The organism is Pseudonocardia xinjiangensis, from assembly GCF_050948425.1.
GTDB lineage: Bacteria > Actinomycetota > Actinomycetes > Mycobacteriales > Pseudonocardiaceae > Pseudonocardia > Pseudonocardia xinjiangensis.
The window spans coordinates 3,629,245-3,645,950 of record NZ_CP192009.1 but is presented as its reverse complement, the minus strand read 5'-3'; the positions used below and the strand labels follow the sequence as shown (position 1 = coordinate 3,645,950).

At 73.3% G+C, this 16,706-nt stretch carries 17 protein-coding genes; 9 read left to right on the top strand and 8 right to left on the bottom strand.

Annotated elements, in window-relative coordinates; genetic code table 11:
• Positions 1-8: 8 nt before the first annotated feature.
• Together ACQPZA_RS17150 and ald are read right to left on the bottom strand one after the other, a co-directional pair.
• Positions 9-1,058: a diacylglycerol/lipid kinase family protein gene (locus tag ACQPZA_RS17150; RefSeq protein WP_433282227.1), complete on the bottom strand. Its 1,050-nt coding sequence runs from the start codon at positions 1,056-1,058 to the stop codon at positions 9-11.
• A gap of 37 nt (positions 1,059-1,095) precedes the next feature.
• A complete protein-coding gene (gene ald / locus ACQPZA_RS17145) occupies positions 1,096-2,214 on the bottom strand; it encodes an alanine dehydrogenase (RefSeq protein ID WP_433282225.1) in 1,119 nt (372 codons plus the stop codon).
• A 67-nt stretch (positions 2,215-2,281) separates the two neighbouring features.
• Here ald and ACQPZA_RS17140 point away from each other — a divergent pair, with 67 nt between their 5' ends.
• Positions 2,282-2,812, top strand: a complete 531-nt coding sequence (locus ACQPZA_RS17140; protein ID WP_433282223.1) for an Lrp/AsnC family transcriptional regulator — start codon at positions 2,282-2,284, stop codon at positions 2,810-2,812.
• A 176-nt stretch (positions 2,813-2,988) separates the two neighbouring features.
• Here ACQPZA_RS17140 and ACQPZA_RS17135 read toward each other — a convergent pair whose 3' ends face one another.
• Both ACQPZA_RS17135 and ACQPZA_RS17130 read right to left on the bottom strand, forming a co-directional pair.
• The gene (locus tag ACQPZA_RS17135; RefSeq protein ID WP_433282220.1) at positions 2,989-4,197 is read right to left on the bottom strand and encodes a cysteine desulfurase-like protein; all 1,209 of its coding nucleotides are present in this window, start codon (positions 4,195-4,197) and stop codon (positions 2,989-2,991) included.
• Between the two features lie 75 nt (positions 4,198-4,272).
• A complete protein-coding gene (locus tag ACQPZA_RS17130) occupies positions 4,273-6,072 on the bottom strand; it encodes a hypothetical protein (RefSeq protein WP_433282218.1) in 1,800 nt (599 codons plus the stop codon).
• Between the two features lie 379 nt (positions 6,073-6,451).
• On the opposite strand from ACQPZA_RS17130, the gene ACQPZA_RS17125 reads away from it, so the two are divergent.
• Positions 6,452-7,567 carry a WD40/YVTN/BNR-like repeat-containing protein gene (locus tag ACQPZA_RS17125; protein WP_433282216.1) on the top strand — a complete coding sequence of 372 codons (1,116 nt, stop codon included), beginning with the start codon at positions 6,452-6,454 and terminating at the stop codon, positions 7,565-7,567.
• Positions 7,564-7,902 carry a MoaD/ThiS family protein gene (locus ACQPZA_RS17120; protein ID WP_433282214.1) on the top strand — a complete coding sequence of 113 codons (339 nt, stop codon included), beginning with the start codon at positions 7,564-7,566 and terminating at the stop codon, positions 7,900-7,902. The genes ACQPZA_RS17125 and ACQPZA_RS17120 overlap by 4 nt, the downstream gene beginning before the upstream one ends.
• Before the next feature lie 12 nt (positions 7,903-7,914).
• On the opposite strand, the gene ACQPZA_RS17115 is transcribed toward ACQPZA_RS17120, so the two are convergent.
• Positions 7,915-8,535, bottom strand: a complete 621-nt coding sequence (locus ACQPZA_RS17115) for an L-threonylcarbamoyladenylate synthase (RefSeq protein WP_169396125.1) — start codon at positions 8,533-8,535, stop codon at positions 7,915-7,917.
• A 241-nt stretch (positions 8,536-8,776) separates the two neighbouring features.
• Here ACQPZA_RS17115 and ACQPZA_RS17110 point away from each other — a divergent pair, with 241 nt between their 5' ends.
• The gene (locus ACQPZA_RS17110) at positions 8,777-9,217 is read left to right on the top strand and encodes an Hsp20/alpha crystallin family protein (RefSeq protein ID WP_169396126.1); all 441 of its coding nucleotides are present in this window, start codon (positions 8,777-8,779) and stop codon (positions 9,215-9,217) included.
• A gap of 133 nt (positions 9,218-9,350) precedes the next feature.
• Here the strand turns inward: ACQPZA_RS17110 and ACQPZA_RS17105 are convergent, their stop codons facing one another.
• On the bottom strand, positions 9,351-10,379 hold the full coding sequence (locus ACQPZA_RS17105; protein ID WP_433282211.1) for a LacI family DNA-binding transcriptional regulator: 1,029 nt from the start codon (positions 10,377-10,379) through the stop codon (positions 9,351-9,353).
• 113 nt (positions 10,380-10,492) lie between these two features.
• On the opposite strand from ACQPZA_RS17105, the gene ACQPZA_RS17100 reads away from it, so the two are divergent.
• Genes ACQPZA_RS17100 through ACQPZA_RS17090 form a run of 3 tightly spaced genes read left to right on the top strand, consistent with a single transcriptional unit; the run spans position 10,493 to position 13,000 of the window.
• Positions 10,493-11,152 (top strand): ThuA domain-containing protein, encoded by a 660-nt coding sequence (locus tag ACQPZA_RS17100; RefSeq protein ID WP_169396128.1) that lies wholly within the window; start codon positions 10,493-10,495, stop codon positions 11,150-11,152.
• Positions 11,137-12,258 (top strand): Gfo/Idh/MocA family protein, encoded by a 1,122-nt coding sequence (locus ACQPZA_RS17095; protein ID WP_433282208.1) that lies wholly within the window; start codon positions 11,137-11,139, stop codon positions 12,256-12,258. The genes ACQPZA_RS17100 and ACQPZA_RS17095 overlap by 16 nt, the downstream gene beginning before the upstream one ends.
• Positions 12,259-12,262: 4 nt before the next feature.
• Positions 12,263-13,000: an alpha/beta fold hydrolase gene (locus ACQPZA_RS17090; RefSeq protein WP_433282206.1), complete on the top strand. Its 738-nt coding sequence runs from the start codon at positions 12,263-12,265 to the stop codon at positions 12,998-13,000.
• Positions 13,001-13,006: 6 nt separating this feature from the next.
• Here ACQPZA_RS17090 and ACQPZA_RS17085 read toward each other — a convergent pair whose 3' ends face one another.
• Together ACQPZA_RS17085 and ACQPZA_RS17080 are read right to left on the bottom strand one after the other, a co-directional pair.
• Positions 13,007-13,966 (bottom strand): D-2-hydroxyacid dehydrogenase family protein, encoded by a 960-nt coding sequence (locus ACQPZA_RS17085; protein WP_433282204.1) that lies wholly within the window; start codon positions 13,964-13,966, stop codon positions 13,007-13,009.
• A gap of 29 nt (positions 13,967-13,995) precedes the next feature.
• Positions 13,996-14,814: an IclR family transcriptional regulator domain-containing protein gene (locus tag ACQPZA_RS17080; RefSeq protein WP_433282202.1), complete on the bottom strand. Its 819-nt coding sequence runs from the start codon at positions 14,812-14,814 to the stop codon at positions 13,996-13,998.
• Positions 14,815-14,944: 130 nt separating this feature from the next.
• On the opposite strand from ACQPZA_RS17080, the gene ACQPZA_RS17075 reads away from it, so the two are divergent.
• Entirely contained in the window at positions 14,945-16,210 is a 1,266-nt protein-coding gene (locus tag ACQPZA_RS17075; RefSeq protein WP_433282201.1) for a Rieske 2Fe-2S domain-containing protein, read from the top strand.
• Positions 16,207-16,701 (top strand): aromatic-ring-hydroxylating dioxygenase subunit beta, encoded by a 495-nt coding sequence (locus ACQPZA_RS17070; protein WP_433282199.1) that lies wholly within the window; start codon positions 16,207-16,209, stop codon positions 16,699-16,701. The genes ACQPZA_RS17075 and ACQPZA_RS17070 overlap by 4 nt, the downstream gene beginning before the upstream one ends.
• Positions 16,702-16,706 lie beyond the last annotated feature (5 nt).

The window sequence follows — 16,706 nt, the reverse complement described above, 5'->3', positions numbered from 1 at the left end:
TCTGGACGCTAACCCGGATCCGGCGCGTCCGGCGGCGGGACGTCGGCCACGCGCATCACGAGCGCAGCGGGCTCCACCCGGATCTCCAGCCGGGTCGCGTCGCCGATCGGGTCGCCGTCGAGCTGGGACGGCTGCGGGTCCTCGGCCTCGATGACGATCGAGCGCGCCTGCCAGTGCTCCACCCGCGAGCTGCCGTCGCCCCGCCTGCTGATCACGCGGCCGGCGACCGCGATCCAGCCGGCGAGGCCCTTCGGGGCGATGTTCACGACGTCGAGCACGCCGTCGTCGACGGTGGCCCTCGGCATCAGCACCAGACCGCCGAGCAGGGTGCCGCTGTTGCCCACGAGGACGGTGCGGGTGCGGCGACGCAACGGTGGCCCGTCGTCGAGGGTCAGGGTGACGCGGGTGCGGCGGCCGCGCATCGCCCGCAGCCCGGAGATCACGTAGGCGAGCGGGCCGACCCGCACCTTCAACGCCTCCGGGGTGCTCTCCATGATCGCGGCGTCGAACCCGGTGCCCGCCATCACCAGGAAGACGTGCTCCTCGTCGCCGCCGTCGACCCGGACGCGCCCGACGTCGATCTTCCGGTCGTCACCGGTGAGGGCCACGCGGGCGGCCACGGCCACGTTGTCCGGGGTGCCGAGGGTGCGGGCGAGCAGGTTGCCCGTGCCGGCCGGGACCAGACCCATCGCCACCCCGGTGCCGGCGAGGGCCTCCGCCACCGCCCGCACGGTGCCGTCGCCACCGCAGGCGAGCACGACGTCGGCCCCGCGCTCGACCGCGAGGCGGGCCTGGCCGGTGCCGGGATCCTCGACGGTGGTCTCCAGCCACAGTGGCGCGGCCCAGCCCAGCCCGGCACAGACCGACTCGATCCGCCTGCGCGTGCCGGGCTCGATCCTGATCGGGTTGGCCACCACGGCGGGCAGCGGCCGGTCCTCCGGCTCCGCGGTCAGGGAGGCGGGGTCGGCGCCCGCGGGGCGCCCCCTGACGAGCACGGCCACCAGCAGGCCCAGCACCGGCAGCGCGGCCAGCACGAGGACCCACCAGTCGCCGGACACGAGCGAACAATAAGCGTCCGGCCGCCGGTCGTTGCCCTCAGGCCGGGACGAGCCCCCGCGGCTCGGCGTAGGGCAGGCCGAGGTCGTGGGCCACCTCGAGGCTGGTGAGCGCCCCGTCGTGGGTGGACAGGCCGGCGGCCAGTGCGGGATCGGCGTCGAGCGCGTCGACCCAGCCGAGGTTCGCCAGCTGCAGCACGTACGGCAGCGTGGCGTTGGTCAGCGCGTACGTCGAGGTGTGCGGCACGGCGCCGGGCATGTTCGCCACGCAGTAGAACACCGAGTCGTGCACCCGGTAGGTCGGGTCGTCGTGCGTGGTGGGCCGGGAGTCCTCGAAGCAGCCGCCCTGGTCGATGGCGATGTCGACGACCACGGAGCCCGGCTTCATCCGCCGCACGAGGTCGTTGCTCACCAGCCGCGGCGCCCGGGCACCCGGCACGAGCACGGCGCCGATCACGAGATCGGCCGCGAGACACGCCTTCTCGAGCTCGTGCGCGTTGGAGACGATCGTCCGCACGCGGCCCGCGTAGCGGTCGTCGAGCCGGCGGAGCTTGGTGACATCGAGGTCGAGCACGGTCACGTCGGCACCGAGCCCGACGGCCATGGCCACCGCGTTCTGCCCGGAGACGCCGGCTCCGATCACCACGACATCGGCCGGACGGACCCCGGGGACCCCGCCGAGCAGCACGCCACGCCCGCCCGCGGCACGCATCAGCGCGCTCGCCCCGGCCTGCGGCGCGAGCCGGCCGGCCACCTCGCTCATCGGCGCGAGCAACGGCAGCGTGCCGTCGGGGAGCCGGACGGTCTCGTACGCGATCGCCGTGGTGCCGGACCGGAGCAGCGCCTCGGTGCACGGCAGGGACGCGGCGAGATGGAGGTAGGTGAACAGCACCTGGCCGCGCCGCAGCCGGTGGTACTCCAGTTCGATCGGCTCCTTCACCTTCAGCAGCAGGTCGGCGGCGTCCCACACCTCGTCAGCGGTGGGGACGATGCGGGCCCCGGCCGCCTCGAAGTCGGCATCGGTGATCGAGCTGCCGAGGCCGGCGCCGCGTTCGACGAGCACGTGGTGCCCGGAGCGGGTGAGCTCGTGCGCCCCGGCCGGGGTCAGCGCGACGCGGTACTCGTGGTTCTTGACCTCGCGGGGCACACCGATTCTCATCCTTCGAGAATGAAGATGACACTGAAAACGTGCAAGAGTTCGGCAGAAGATTCGATATTCTGCCGTCATGCCAATGCCTCCTGCGGGAGCAGTCCCTCTGCGGCCCGCCCCGCCGCAGGATGTTCGGCCCCTCGACAGCACCGATCTCGCGATCCTCCGCGTCCTCGGCAGCGATGCCCGCGTCTCCAACAAGGAGCTGGCCGAGCGGGTCGGCGTGGCCCAGTCCACCTGCCTGGCCAGGGTGCGCGCGCTGCGGGAGACCGGGGTGATCCGCGGGTACTACGCCGACATCGACCCCCGCGCGCTGGGCCACGACCTCCAGGCGATGATCGCGATCCGCCTGCAGCCCCACGCCCGCGCGGCCATGGGTGACCTGGTGACCGTGCTCAGCGGGCGCCACGAGGTGCTCGACGTCTACTTCGTCGCCGGGGCCAACGACTTCCTCGTGCACGTCGCCACGGCGAGCACCGACGAGCTCCGCCGGTTCGTCGCCGACCACCTCAACCGCAACCCTGCCATCGCCGGCACCGAGACCAGCCTGATCTTCGAGCACACCCGGGCGGCCGGGCGGCGCGGCGTCCTGCCCGAACCGTCGTGACCCCGGCTGCGCGCTAAGGGGTGTCCCGCGGATCTTCAATCGCGATACCGCGCCCAGGCGGCCCCTGGCGACACCGCCGAACCGCCCGAATACGCCCGGTATGAGGGCGATCCAGCGGCGCCGCCAGGAACCACCTGGATCACGGCTCTCATCGACCAAGATCCACGGGACACCCCCTAGCCGAGGAACGCCCGGAGCGCGTCGAGGAGCCGGTCGACGTCGTCGTCGTCGAGATACGGGGCGAGCCCGATCCGCAGCGCACCACCGTCACCCAGGCCGAGCCACCGCGACGCCTCGATCGCGTAGAACGAGCTGGCGGGCGCGTTCACCCCGCGTTCGGCGAGGAACTCGTACGCCGCGGCGGGCTCCCGGTCGGCGAAGCCGACCAGCAACGTCGGGGTGCGGTGGGCCGCCCGGGAGTACACCGTGACGCCGGGCAGCCCGGCGAGGCCGGCCTCGATGCGCTCGCGCAGCCGGTCCTCGTGCCCGGCGACCGCCCCCATGGCCGCCACCAGCCGGTCGCGCCGGCTCGCCGCCGCGAGCGTCGAGGGCCCCAGTGAGGCGAGGAAGTCGACGGCCGCGGTGGTGCCGGCGAGCAGTTCGTAGGGCAGGGTGCCGAGTTCGAACCGCTCCGGGACGGCGTCGGAGGAGGGCAGCAGCTTCTGCGGGTGCAGGTCCGCGAGGAGCGCGGGCGCCGCGGCGAGCACGCCGCAGTGCGGACCGAGGAACTTGTACGGGGAGCAGGCGTAGAAGTCGGCGCCCAGCGCCTCGAGATGCACGGCGGCGTGCGCGGTGAAGTGCACCCCGTCCACGTAGGCGAGGGCGCCGGCCTCGTGGACGAGGTCGGTGATCGCCCGCACCGGCGGGCAGGTCCCGATCAGGTTCGACGCCGCGGTCACGGCCACGAGGCGGGTGCGCGGGGAGAGCACGGCGGCGATGTCGTCGGCCGTCAGCTCGCCCGTGGCGGGGTCGAAGGCGGCCCAGCGCACGACGGCACCCACCGCTTCCGCCGCCTGCACCCAGGGCCGGATGTTGGCGTCGTGGTCGAGCCGGGTGACCACGACCTCGTCACCCGGCCGCCAGGTGGTGGCGACGGTGCGGGCCATGTCGAAGGTGAGCTGGGTCATGCTGCGGCCGAACACGATCCCCGCCGGATCGGCACCGAGCAGGTCGGCCATCGCGCGGCGCGCCCCGGTCACGATGTCGTCGGCCGTCCGCTCCGCGGCCGTGACCCGGCCCCGGTTGGCCAGCGGGGAGACCATCGTGCTCGCCACGGCGTCGGCGACCACGTCGGGCACCTGGGATCCACCGGGTCCGTCGAAGTGGGAGAACCCGGCCTTCAGCGCGGGGAAGTGGTCACGGACGGCGCGGACGTCGTAGGGCATACGGGCACCCTGTCATGGTCACGTGCCCGTCGGCAGCCGACCTGTGAGGCAGCCGCCCCGATCAGGGCCGCCGCTTCACCAGGCGTCCAGCTCCTCGCCGGGTGCGCGGTGGCGGCCCTGGTTCAGCCCGCGCTGGTAGGTGCTGAGGCGGTCGCGCACCCGGTCGGGCACCCGCTCGCCCACGGGATTGGGCTCCTGCGCGCGCGGCGGCGGCACGAGCTGGCCGCCGGGGCGGCGCCGCGGCAGTCCGCTCGACGTGGTGGTGGCCGCCGGCTCCGGCTGGGCGGCGCGGGCGGCGGCCTCGCGCCACTCGGTGTCGTTCGGCGACTCCCAGTCGATCGGAGCGGCACCGTCCGCCGCGCCGCCCGCCCCGCCGTCGGCGTCGGGGTCGCGGAACCACGCCGAGGCGATGGCCTCGAAGATCGGGGTGGCGTAGCGGTCGTCGATCGGCTCCAGCGGCAGGTCCAGCAGCGGGCCGAACAGCTCGTCGACCTGGGAGGACGCCGACGGTGAGTAGGCGGGCGCCGGCGGGTCGCCGAACAGTGAGTTCTCCACCTGCCCCGCACCGTTGGTGCCCGACCCGTTGGTCGACGGGGCCGAACCGTTGCCGAGCGGCTCGACAGCGCTGCCCCCGTAGAAGGCGTCGTACTGGAAGCCGTTGCCCGAGGAGAACGGGTCGTGCTCGCGGCGCGGCAGCGAGGTCCCGAGCGAGAACGGGTCGTCGTCGCGCACCGTCCCGCCCGGCGCGAAGGGGTCGTTCTCCCGGCGCGGCAGCCCGGTTCCGAGCGAGAACGGGTCGTCGTCGCGCCGCAGCGGCTTGCTCTCCAGCGAGAACGGGTCGTCGTCACGGCGGAGCGAGCCGTTCCCCGTCGAGAACACGTCATCCTCCCCGCGTACCGAGCCGTTGTTGTCCGACGAGAACGGGTCCCGATCGCGCAGCGGGTTGCTGTCGCGCAGCGGGTCGTCGTCGCGCAGCGGGTCGTTCAGCAGCGGGAACAGGCCCTTGCCGCTCCGCGTGGGCAGAAGCGGATCGCCCTCCGGGCGCAGGGGGTCGTCGTTCCGCCGCAAGGGGTCGTTCACCAACGGGAACGACCCGGTGCCGTTCCTGGTGGGCAGCAGCGGATCCTCTGCCGCCGGACGGGGCTCGTCGAGCGTGACGGCGGACGGCGGGCAGTGCACGCTGGCCACCGGCCCGGACCCGGCCTGCGGGGCGCCGGCCAGTGGACGGCTCAAGGTGATGCCGTACCGCGAACGGTCGGCGATCTGCTCGGCGACCACGGCCACCCGGCGACCGTCGGAGCCGTTCGCGTCGTCGAAGCCCGATGCGTCGCGGCGCGTCCCGCCCTCGACGGCCACGTCGACGACGATCCCCCTGGCCTCCACCCGGCTCGCGACGTCGAGACGCGCTCCCGGGTAGACGGCGGTGGCGTCGTCGACGAGCTCGGCCAGGACGTGCAGGAACTCCGCCGCCGCCCCGGCCGCGACGGTGGCCGACGGCGCGGGCCGGACCTCGACGCGGGCCGGCTCCTCGGCGGCCGCGGCGGCGTCGGCCAGGAGGTCGGACAGCCGCCGGGACACGGTGCCGTGCGCCCCCGGCTCCTGGCCGGCCAGCACGAGGATGCTCTCGGTGTCGCGGCGCATCCGGCGGCCGGACTCGAGCAGCTCGGGGAACCCGGGAGGCTCGGGGTAGGGCTGCTCCACCCGCAGGCGCTCCAGCAGCCACAGGTGTCGGTCGAGGCGGGCCTGCAAGCGGCGGGCCACGCCGACGGCGGCGTCGTCGCCCGTCGGGCGGCGCGGAGAGTCGTCCCACCTGTCGGCCCATGCTGCAGACCCCTGGCGTCCGACGTTCACCGAGTCGCCCTCGGAAGCGAACATCCTGTCGCCCACCAATCGGTCCTCTCGAACGGGTCGATGCGCCGCTCCCTCCCAGGAAGCCGCGAGTGGGTCTGTCACGGCGAGGCGACGCGGAGTGGCTTTCACTGGCGTGGCACGTTACATCTCGCTGCTCCACACGGCGGCACGGTCATGGAGAGTGCGCTCAGGACACGGCTGCATGCGGCGGGCGGCCCGGGACGTTTCGCCCTTCCCGGAACGTCCTGCACGGTAGCCCAGTGCGGCCGAACGGACGACGGCGCGGGGACGAGCGGTGCGCTTCGTGCGATCAGGTGGATCACGGCTTCGGGCGATGAGTTTCAGACGTGCCGCGGGTCTCCTGTGCGTGCGCCGCGAGGGTGGCGCGGAGTGGAGGAGTCCGGTGACGGGAGTACGGGTTCTGGTGGGCACGCGCAAGGGCGCGTTCGTGCTGAGCTCCGACGGCAAGCGGGAGCGCTGGGACGTCAGCGGGCCGCATTTCGCGGGCTGGGAGGTCTACCACGTGGCGGGGTCGCCCGCCGACCCCGACCGCGTCTACGCGGCGCCGTCCGGCGGCTGGTTCGGCCAGCTCCTGCAGCGGTCCGACGACGGCGGCGCCACCTGGACGCCGGTCGGCAACGAGTTCCGCTACGAGGGCGTGCCCGGCACCCACCAGTGGTACGACGGCACGCCGCATCCGTGGGAGTTCGCGCGGGTCTGGCATCTGGAGCCCACCCCGGGTGACCCCGACACCCTCTACGCGGGGGTCGAGGACGCCGCCCTGTTCCGCTCCTCCGACGGCGGGGGCACCTGGCAGGAGCTGCCCGGGCTGCGCGAGCACGGCTCGGGCCCGCTGTGGCAGCCGGGGGCAGGCGGGATGTGTCTGCACACGATCGTGCTGGACCCCCGCGACCCGTCCCGGATGCACATCGCCATCTCGGCGGCCGGGGTGTTCCGCACCGACGACGGCGGCAAGACGTGGAAGGCCACCAACCGCGGCCTGCAGTCCGAGGGCATCCCCGACCCCGACGCGGAGGTGGGCCACTGCGTGCACAACCTCGCGATGCATCCGGCCCGGCCGGATGTGCTGTACATGCAGAAGCACTGGGACGTCATGCGCACCGACGACGCAGGCGAGAACTGGCACGACATCGGCGGCAACCTGCCCACCGACTTCGGGTTCCCGATCTCCGTGCACGCGCACGAGCCGGAGACGGTCTACGTCGTGCCGATCACGAGCGACTCCCACCACTTCCCGCCGGAGGGGAAGCTGCGCGTGTACCGCAGCCGCACCGGCGGCAACGAGTGGGAACCGCTCACCGCCGGGCTCCCGCAGGAGCACTGCTACGTCAACGTGCTGCGGGACGCGATGGCCGTCGACTCCCTCGAGGACTGCGGCGTGTACTTCGGCACCACCGGGGGCCAGGTGTACGCCTCCCCGGACGCAGGCGACACGTGGGCGCCCATCGTGCGCGACCTGCCCGCCGTGCTGTCGGTGGAGGTGCAGACGCTGCCATGACCGACTCGCCGACCGGCCCGCCGAGCGGGGCGACCGCCACGGTCCGGATCAAGCTGCCCGCCCATCTGCGCAAGCTGGCCCAGATCGGCGGCGAGATCACCGTCGACGTCACCGGGCCCGCCACCCAGCGCACGGTGCTGGACGCGCTGGAGCGCAGCTACCCCGTCCTGCGCGGCACGATCCGCGATCACGGCACGCTGCGCCGCCGAGCGTTCGTGCGGTACTTCGCCTGCGAGCAGGACCTGTCCCACGCCTCGCCCGACGACCCGCTGCCGGAACCGGTGACGAGAGGCGCCGAGCCGCTGCTGATCGTCGGCGCGATGGCGGGTGGCTGAGCCCGCCCCCGGTCATTCGAAGCGGGACGGGTCGCCGGCGCCCCGGCGCACGATCTCCGGTTCGGGGCCGGAGTAGTCCACCACCGTCGTCGGCTCGGTGCCGCAGTCGCCCGAGTCGAGCACGGCGTCGAGCGCGTTGTCGAGCCGCTCCTTGATCTCCCAGCCCTGGGTGAGCGGTTCGGGCTCGTCGGGCAGCAGGAGGGTGGACGACAGCAGCGGCTCCCCCAGCTCGGCGAGCAACGCCTGTGCCACGACGTGCTGGGGGATCCGCACCCCGACGGTCTTCTTCTTCGCGTGCAGCAACCTGCGCGGCACCTCCTTGGTGGCCGGCAGGATGAAGGTGTAGCTGCCCGGGGTGGCCGCCTTGATCGTGCGGAACACGGTGTTGGAGACCTGCACGAACTGTCCGAGCTGAGCGAAGTCGCGGCACACGAGCGTGAAGTGGTGCCTGTCGTCGAGGTGGCGGATCTCCCTGATCCGCTCCAGCCCCTCCCGGTCCCCGATCTGGCAGCCCAGCGCGAAGCAGGAGTCGGTGGGGTAGGCGATCAGCCCGCCTGCGCGGACGATCTCGACGACCTGGCCGATCGCGCGTCGCTGGGGATCAACCGGGTGCACATCGAAGTACCGCGCCATGGCCAGAGCTTAGGAGTTCCACGGAGTCGCGCAGCGCCGCGACGCGGCCGGGGCCGACCGGGTGTCACTCCACGGGCCGGCCGACCTGCTGTCGCGGCGATCACCCGACCGAGCGACATCGCCAGCTTGCACCTCAGGAAATCTCTACTTATGATTGCAGTTATCCAGAGCGCCTGCCGAGCACCTCGGAGGTCGCTCCGGTGCATCGCCCGATGTCCGTCACGAGAGGAGCAGATCTGCGATGCTCATGCGTACCGACCCCTTCCGTGATCTCGACCGCCTCACCCAGCAGGTCTTCGGCAACGTCACCGGCACCTGGAGCCGCCCCACGGCCATGCCGATGGACGCCTACCGCGTCGGCGACGAGTTCGTGGTCGCCTTCGACCTGCCCGGCGTGTCCCCCGACGCCATCGACCTGGACGTCGAGCGCAATGTCCTCACGGTCCGGGCCGAACGCCGGCCGAGCGTTCCCGGCGACGACGTCCAGATGCAGGTGGCCGAGCGCCCACTGGGCGCCTTCTCCCGCCAGCTCTTCCTCGGGGACGGGCTCGACACCGAGCACATCCACGCGAGCTACGAGGCGGGCGTGCTGACCCTGCGCATCCCCGTGGCCGAGCGGGCCAAGCCACGCAAGATCGCGGTCACCGGCGCCGACGAGCAGCCGAAGCAGATCGACGCCTGAGCACCTGAACGAGCTGACCCGCCGTACGGAGGAGGTGGTCGATCGAGCGCCGCGAGAGATCCCCAGTGGACAGAGACACCCCGTGGACGGTGCCCCGCCGGCTCGCTTCCGGCGGGGCACCGTGGCGTTCTCGTCAGCGCTGCGCCGGTCCGGTGCTCGCCCGGAGCACGAGGGAGGTCGAGAGCTCCACCCGCACGGCGTCGACCGGTTCCCTCCTCCGCAGCCGGAGAAGCAGGCGGACGGCCTCCGCCGCCATCTCCCGCACCGGCTGGTGCACGGTGGTCAGGCCGGGAGCCAGCCACTGCGCCTCGGGCAGGTCGTCGAACCCGACCACGCTCAGGTCTTCCGGGATCCGCAGCCCCTTCGCCGCCGCCGCCTCGTACACCCCACTGGCCATCCGGTCGGAGCAGGCGAAGATCGCCGTCGGCGGCTCCCGCAGCGCCAGCAGCGCGTCGGCCTGAGCCCGGCCGCCCGCCCTGGTCCAGTCCGCATGGCGCACCCACGACGCCCGCGCCCGGACACCCGCCGCCGTGAGCGCGGAGCGGTAGCCGTCGAGCCGGGCCCGGCTGTTGAGCTGGTCGGGCCGCCCGCCGATGGCCCCGATGCGCTCGTGCCCGAGCGCCAGCAGGTGCTCGACCGCGGACCGGCCGCCGGCCCAGTTCGTGGTGCCGACGGTCGGTAGCTGTTGCGCGGGCTCGACGCCGGGGTCGAGGACCACGAGCGTCATCCCTTCCACCGCCGACCGGTCCCGCTGCGCGGGGGTCGGGTCGACCAGCGCGAGCACGGCCCCGGTCGAGCCCCGCGCGAGCAGCCGCTCCACCCAGTCCCGCCCGGACGGACCGCGCGCCGACATCACGACGACGTCGCACCCCGCCTCCGCCGCCGCCCGGTCGACGCCGCCGAGCACGCGGGTGGCCCATGACCCCTCGACCCCGTCCATGACCAGCCCGAGCAGGTCCGGCGGCGGGGCCGGCTCCGCGCCCGCGGCGTCTGGGACCGGAAGGACGGCGCGGCGCCGCTCGTAGCCCGCGGCCGCCAGCAGGTCCAGCACCCGCGCCCTGGTCCCGGGAGAGACGTCGCTGCGGCCGTTGAGCACCTTGGACACCGTGGGCACGGTGACACCTGCGACCGCCGCGATCTGCGCGAGCGTGGTTCGCGTCATGCCGCACTGTGCCCCACTGCGCGGAGTTGCGCAACTTTGACGACAGTTGATGAACGGTTGACCTGCGGCACGCCACTTTGTGACACTGGTGATCAGTGGATACCAACGCGAAGTTGCGAAAGTCGACTGCCCTCGTCGTCCGGGGTGGCTGGGAGGGCCACTGCCCCGTCGAGACGACCGACAGCTTCCTCCCGTTCCTGAAGGACTCCGGCTACGAGACGGTCACCACCGACAGCCTCGACGTCTACCTCGATGCCGACCTGCTGGCCCGCACCGACCTGATCCTCCAGTGCTGGACCATGGGGACGATCACCAAGGACCAGCTCGCCGGGCTGCGCGGCGCCGTCGAGAGCGGTACGGGCCTCGCCGGGTGGCACGGCGGGATCGCCGATGCGTTCCGCAGCTCCAGCGACTACCTGCACATGGTCGGCGGCCAGTTCGCCTGCCACCCGCGCGACTTCGTCGACCACACCCTCGACGTGGTGCCCGAGCGGGCCGACCATCCGATCGTCGCCGGAATCTCCAGCGTCACGCTGCACACCGAGCAGTACTGGGTGCTGTCGGACAGCCGCAACGACGTCCTGGCCACCACCACTGTGCCGGCGCTGCCCGGCGACCCGTGGAGTGAGCCCGTGGTCTCCCCCGCGGTGTGGACCCGGACGTGGGGCGCGGGGCGGATCTTCGTCTGCACCGTCGGCCACAAGCAGGAGGACCTCGACGTGCCCGAGATCCGCACGGTCATCGAACGGGGGCTGACATGGGCGAGCCGCTGAGGATCGGCGTCGTCGGGCTCGGCAAGATCAGCGGGGCGTACCTGTCCACGCTCGGACACCTCCCCGGCGTGCAGGTCACCGCCCTGGCCGACCTCGACCCGGCCAGGGCTGCCGTCGCCGTGCAGCACGCGCCGGAGGCCCGCGCCTGCGGCGTGGACGAACTGCTCACCGCCGACGACGTCGACCTCGTGCTGAACCTGACGATCCCGGCGGCGCACGCCGAGGTGGCCACCACGGCGCTACGGGCGGGCAAGCACGTCTACGGGGAGAAGCCGTTCGCGCTCGACCTCGCCCAGGCCCGCGCCGTGCTGGCCGCCGCCGACGGCCTGCGCGTCGGCTGCGCACCCGACACCGTGCTCGGCACCGGCGTGCAGACCGCGCGCAGGGCCGTCGCCGACGGGCTGATCGGCGTCCCCACGGCGGCCAACGCCACGTTCACCTCGCCAGGGCACGAGTCGTGGCATCCCGACCCGGAGTTCTACTACCGGCCCGGGGGTGGCCCGCTGTTCGACATGGGGCCCTACTACCTCACGGCGCTGGTCCACCTGCTCGGGCCCGTCGAGCGGGTGGTCGCGGCGGCGGGGCGCGCCCGCACCACCCGCACGATCGGCTCCGGCGCCCGCGCGGGCACCGAGTTCGCCGTCGAGGTCGACACCCACGTCTCCGGGGTGCTCGTGCACGCCGGCGGGGCCATCACCACCCTCACCACCAGCTTCGAGGTGGTGGCCTCCACCCAGCCGCGGATCGAGATCCACGGCACGGAGGGCTCGCTGTCGGTGCCGGATCCCAACCGGTTCGACGGGGACGTCGCCCTGCGCCCGCGCGGCGCCGACAGCTGGACGGTCCTGGCACCGTCTGCGGGTTACGTGGGCGCGGCGCGCGGGATCGGGGTGCTCGACCTCGCCGTGAACCACGCCGCCGGTCGGCCACACCGCGCCTCGGCCGAGGTGGCCGTGCATGTGCTGGACGTCATGGAGACACTGCTGACCGCCGCGCACCAGCACTCCGGCCTGCAGGTCTCGACCAGCTGCGAGCGACCCGCTCCGGTACCGCTCGACGCGGTGGCCGACGGGGAGAGCGCCCGGCTGACGGGTACCCCATCCTGAGGGGGTGCCCCCGGCCCCGCTCGACCCGTCACTGACCACGCCGATCGTCGCCGTCCCCGGGCTCGGCCTGTCGGGCGCCGTCCCGGGGCGCACGCTCGATCGGCTGTCCGCGCCGTCGGCGGTCGTCGAGCTGCCCGGCTACGGGCTTCCCGCCCCGCGCGGGACCGCACTGGGTTCCGACGACCTGGCGCGGTTGCTGCTCACCCGGCTCGACGAGCTCGGCGTGACCCGTGCGGTGCTGCTGGGCCACTCGGCGAGCTGCCAGATCGTCGTGCGGGCCACCGTCCGGGACCCGCACCGGGTCGCGGCACTCGTGCTGGTCGGCCCGACCACCGACCCGAGGGCGCGGTCCTGGCCCGCCCTGGCCGGGCGCTGGCTGCGCACGGGCGCCTGGGAACGGCCGGGACAGGTGCCCCGGCTGGTGCGGGACTACCGCCGCACCGGCCTGGGCGCGATGGGCCGCGGTATGGACGCCGCCCGCCGCGACCGGATCGACCGGGGGCTCGCGCAGGTCGGCTGTCCGGTGCTCGTCGTGCGCGGCCCGCACGACCGGATCGCTCCGCAGGACTGGGTGGACGCCCTGGCCGCCACCGCGCCGCACGGCCGGGCCGGCACGCTCGCGGCCGGCGCCCACATGGTGCCGCTCAGCCACCCCGCGGAGCTCGCCGCCGGGGTGGGCACGTTCCTCGGCAGTGCTGCCGGGGCGGCAGAGCCTCCCGGCCGCGCCGTCCGTCGTTCCTAGGTCCGATCAGGCGATCCTCCGCACCGGTGCGCCGGCCAGGAACGCGGCGATGTCCTCCACGGCCTCGCGGAAGAAGATGTCGTAGGTCCGGCGCGAGACGTAGCCGAGGTGCGGCGTGGCCAGCACGGTGGGCAGCGAGCGGAACGGGTGGTCGGCGGGCAGCGGCTCCACGGCGAACACGTCGAGACCGGCTCCGGCGATCCGGCCCGCGCGCAGCGCGTCGACCAGCGCGTCCTCGTCCACGATCGGCCCGCGGGAGGTGTTGACCAGGTAGGCCGTCGGGCGCATGCGGGCGAGCTCCGGCGCGCCGAGCAGCCCTCGCGTCCGGTCGGAGAGCACCAGGTGGATCGTGACGAAGTCGCTGACCTCGAGCAGCTCCTCCAAGCTGTCGGCGCGCCGCACCCCCGCCTCCGCAGCGGCCTCCGCGGTGAGGTTCTGGCTCCAGGCGACCACGTCGGCACCGAAGGCCTGCCCGATCTTCGCCACCTGCCGGCCGAGCCGGCCCAGACCGATGACCCCCAGCGTGCTGCCGACGATGTCCGTGCCGACGGTCTGCTGCCACGGGCCGCCCGAGCGCAGCGCAGCGGTCTCGGCCGGCAGGGAGCGGGCCAGGCCGAGGATCAGTGCCCAGGTGAGCTCCGCGGTCGGCTCCAGGGTGCCGCCGGTGCCGCACACGACGACGCCCTGCTCGGCCGCCGCCGCCATGTCGACCGAGGCGTTGCCCGGCCCGGTGGTCACCAGCAGCCGCAGCCGGGGCAGCCGTGCCAGCACCGAGCGCGGGAACGGGGTGCGCTCCCGCATGATCACGACGATCTCGTGCTTGCCGATCGCGTCGACAAGCGCGTCCTCGCCGTCGATGTGCTCGCGGAACACGTCGACGTCGACCGCGTCGGCGACGGAGCTCCAGTCCGCCGTCCGGAGCGCGACGTCCTGGTAGTCGTCCAGCACGGCACAGCTGAGCTTCATGGGTCCTCCCGGATCGTTGATCAGATCAGTCATCGTGGCCTCGCCGCCACCGCGGGCCGGGCGCCTGCGGGGCCGAAGTCGGCACCGAGCCGCTCGCTGATCGCCGCGGCCGCGCGCACCAGCAGCGGCGCGAACCGCTCGCGCATCGTCTCCGCGTCGGCCGTGGCCACCGACGCGGACATGCCGAGCGCGGCGATCACCCGACCGTCGGCTCCGCGGACCGGTGCCGCCACCGACCGCAGGCCCTCCTCCAGCTCCTGCTCGACCATCGCCCACCCCCGGGCCCGCGCCGTGCCGAGCCGGCCCAGGAGCTCGCCGGGGGTGCGCACGGTCCGCGCGGTCAGCGGCAGCAGCTCGGCGCGCGAGAGGTAGTGGTCGAGCTCGGCCTGCGACAGGTCGGCGAGCAGCACATGCCCCATCGCGGTGGCGTGGGCGGGCAGCCGGGTGCCGGTGGCGAGCGTGGCGCCGGGCCTGCGATGGGTCGACACGCGCGTCACGTAGACGACGTCGGTGTCGTCGAGGGTCGCCAGCGTGCAGGGCTCGCGGGTGGCGGCGACCAGCTCCTCCATGGACGGCTGCGCGATCACCGGCAGGTTCAGGGAGCTCAGGTAGGCGTAGCCGAGCGCGAGCACGCGAGGAGTCAGCGCGAACAGCCTGCCCTCGCTGCGGACGTAGCCGAGGTGCTGCAGCGTGAGCAGGACCCGGCGGACGGTCGGCTTGCTCAGGCCGGTGAGCTCGGCGCACCGGCTGAGCGTGAGGCTCGGGTGGTGGTCGGAGAACGCCAGGATCACGGCCAGGCCGCGTTCGAGGGACTGGATGAACTCGCGCTGGTCCGGCTCCTTGGGCACTCGATCTCCCTTGACACGCGTCCCGCCGCGGGTGACATTGGCCAGTGTTCGCTAGACGTACTCCTCGTACGCAGAGCGTACGCCGCGAGTGTACGGCGGTGCGAGGAGCCGGCCAGAGGTGAGGCGCCGCATGGAAACCGCCCGGTACCCCGAGCTCGACCACCTGGTCCGCCCCGACCGCGTGCACGGCAGCGTCTACACCGACCCCGCGCTCTTCGCCGAGGAGATGCGCAGCATCTTCGGCCGGACCTGGGTGTACGTGGCGCACGAGTCCGAGATCGCGCAGCCCGGCGACTACCGCAGCACCAGGATCGGCACCCAGCCCGTGATCGTCACCCGCGACGCGGACGGCGAGATCCACGTGCTGCTCAACCGGTGCCGCCACCGGGCGTCGCTCGTCTGCCGGGAGCGATCGGGGAACGCGACGTTCTTCCGCTGCCCGTTCCACGGCTGGACCTACCGCAACAGCGGCGAGCTGCTCGGCGTGCCCATGAACCGCCGCTACAGCCCGGAGCACCTCGACAAGCCGGCGCTGAGCCTCACCCCCGTCGCGCGGGTCGACTCCTACCGCGGGCTGGTGTTCGCGAGCCTGAACCCCGACGTGCCCGACCTCGTCGAGCACCTCGGTGGCGTCCGCCAGTACCTCGACCGCGTCTTCCTGCACCCCGCCTTCGAGAAGACGCTCAACCTGGGCGCCGGGCGCAACGTGCACGATTACCCGGCCAACTGGAAGCACGCCGCGGAAGGCGGGGTCGACGGCTACCACGCGATCACGCTGCACGAGACCTGGTTCAAGATCCGCGACCAGAGCCCGGACCGCCCGCACGCGCGCCTCGGCTCCCGCGACGAGACGATCGGCTACAGCGAGGCCCACCCCGGCGGCCACGTGCTGCTCGCCCGCTGGCCCAGCGACGGCGACGTCGAGGCGTTCCGCAAGGCCTACCCGGAGTACACCTCGCGGCTGGAGTCCGAGCACGGCAGCGAGCTTCTCCGCGACTTTCTCGGCCAGTTCAACGTCCTGATCTTCCCCAACCTGCACATCACGCTGCAGAACCTGCGCGTGATCACCCCGATCAGCCCCACCCGCACGCAGATCACGATGTCGCCGATGCTGATCGGGGACGCTCCCGACGAGCTCAACGCCGAGCGGCTGCGCGAGTTCGAGGAGGCGTTCGCCACCGGCTCGTTCATCGCCCCCGACGACTCCGAGGCGTTCGTCTGCGTGCAGGAGGGCGTGGCCGCCGAGGTCGATCCGTGGCTGCTGCTCTCCCGCGGCCTGCACGACGAGGAGCGCCTGCCGAGCGGCGGCTACCGCGGCAAGCCGAGCGACGAGACGCCGCAACGGGGCCTCTTCCGGGAGTGGAAGCGCCTGCTGCAGGCAGGGCGCGCGGCATGACCGGCGCGACGGACACCCGCGTCCTCACGCGCGGCGAGGCCGAGGACTTCCTCTACCACGAGGCCGAACTGCTCGACGGTCTCCAGCTCGACCGCTGGCTGGAGCTCTTCACCGACGACGCCGTCTACTGGGTGCCCGCCCGGTACGACGAGGCCGACCCGCAGCGCCACGTGTCGCTGATCTACGACGACCGCGGGCGCATCGCCGAGCGCGTCTGGCGGCTGACCGTCGGCCCCGCGCACGCCCAGATCCCCCCGTCGGCCACCCGGCGGCTGGTCACGAACGTCCGGGTCGGCCCGCCGGTGGAGGACGCCGTGGTCGTGCGGTCGAACTTCGCGATCTTCGAGGTCCGCAAGGGCACCCAGCGCGCGTTCGCCGGTGAGTACGAGCACCAGCTGGTCCCGCACGGTGACGGGTGGCGGATCCGGCGGCGGACGGCGCGTCTGGTCAACTGCGAGGCGCCGATCTTCAACCTCACGTTCCTGGTCTGAGCCGC

Excerpts from the sequence above, each read along its gene's own strand:
- ACQPZA_RS17095 (WP_433282208.1), top strand. The coding sequence starts at position 11,137 with ATGGGCGAGCCGCTGAGGATCGGCGTCGTCGGGCTCGGCAAGATCAGC.
- ald (WP_433282225.1), bottom strand. The coding sequence starts at position 2,214 with ATGAGAATCGGTGTGCCCCGCGAGGTCAAGAACCACGAGTACCGCGTC.
- ACQPZA_RS17140 (WP_433282223.1), top strand. The coding sequence starts at position 2,282 with ATGCCAATGCCTCCTGCGGGAGCAGTCCCTCTGCGGCCCGCCCCGCCG.
- ACQPZA_RS17135 (WP_433282220.1), bottom strand. The coding sequence starts at position 4,197 with ATGCCCTACGACGTCCGCGCCGTCCGTGACCACTTCCCCGCGCTGAAG.
- ACQPZA_RS17085 (WP_433282204.1), bottom strand. The coding sequence starts at position 13,966 with ATGAAGCTCAGCTGTGCCGTGCTGGACGACTACCAGGACGTCGCGCTC.
- ACQPZA_RS17120 (WP_433282214.1), top strand. The coding sequence starts at position 7,564 with ATGACCGACTCGCCGACCGGCCCGCCGAGCGGGGCGACCGCCACGGTC.
- ACQPZA_RS17105 (WP_433282211.1), bottom strand. The coding sequence starts at position 10,379 with ATGACGCGAACCACGCTCGCGCAGATCGCGGCGGTCGCAGGTGTCACC.
- ACQPZA_RS17130 (WP_433282218.1), bottom strand. The coding sequence starts at position 6,072 with ATGTTCGCTTCCGAGGGCGACTCGGTGAACGTCGGACGCCAGGGGTCT.
- ACQPZA_RS17110 (WP_169396126.1), top strand. The coding sequence starts at position 8,777 with ATGCTCATGCGTACCGACCCCTTCCGTGATCTCGACCGCCTCACCCAG.
- ACQPZA_RS17115 (WP_169396125.1), bottom strand. The coding sequence starts at position 8,535 with ATGGCGCGGTACTTCGATGTGCACCCGGTTGATCCCCAGCGACGCGCG.
- ACQPZA_RS17075 (WP_433282201.1), top strand. The coding sequence starts at position 14,945 with ATGGAAACCGCCCGGTACCCCGAGCTCGACCACCTGGTCCGCCCCGAC.
- ACQPZA_RS17070 (WP_433282199.1), top strand. The coding sequence starts at position 16,207 with ATGACCGGCGCGACGGACACCCGCGTCCTCACGCGCGGCGAGGCCGAG.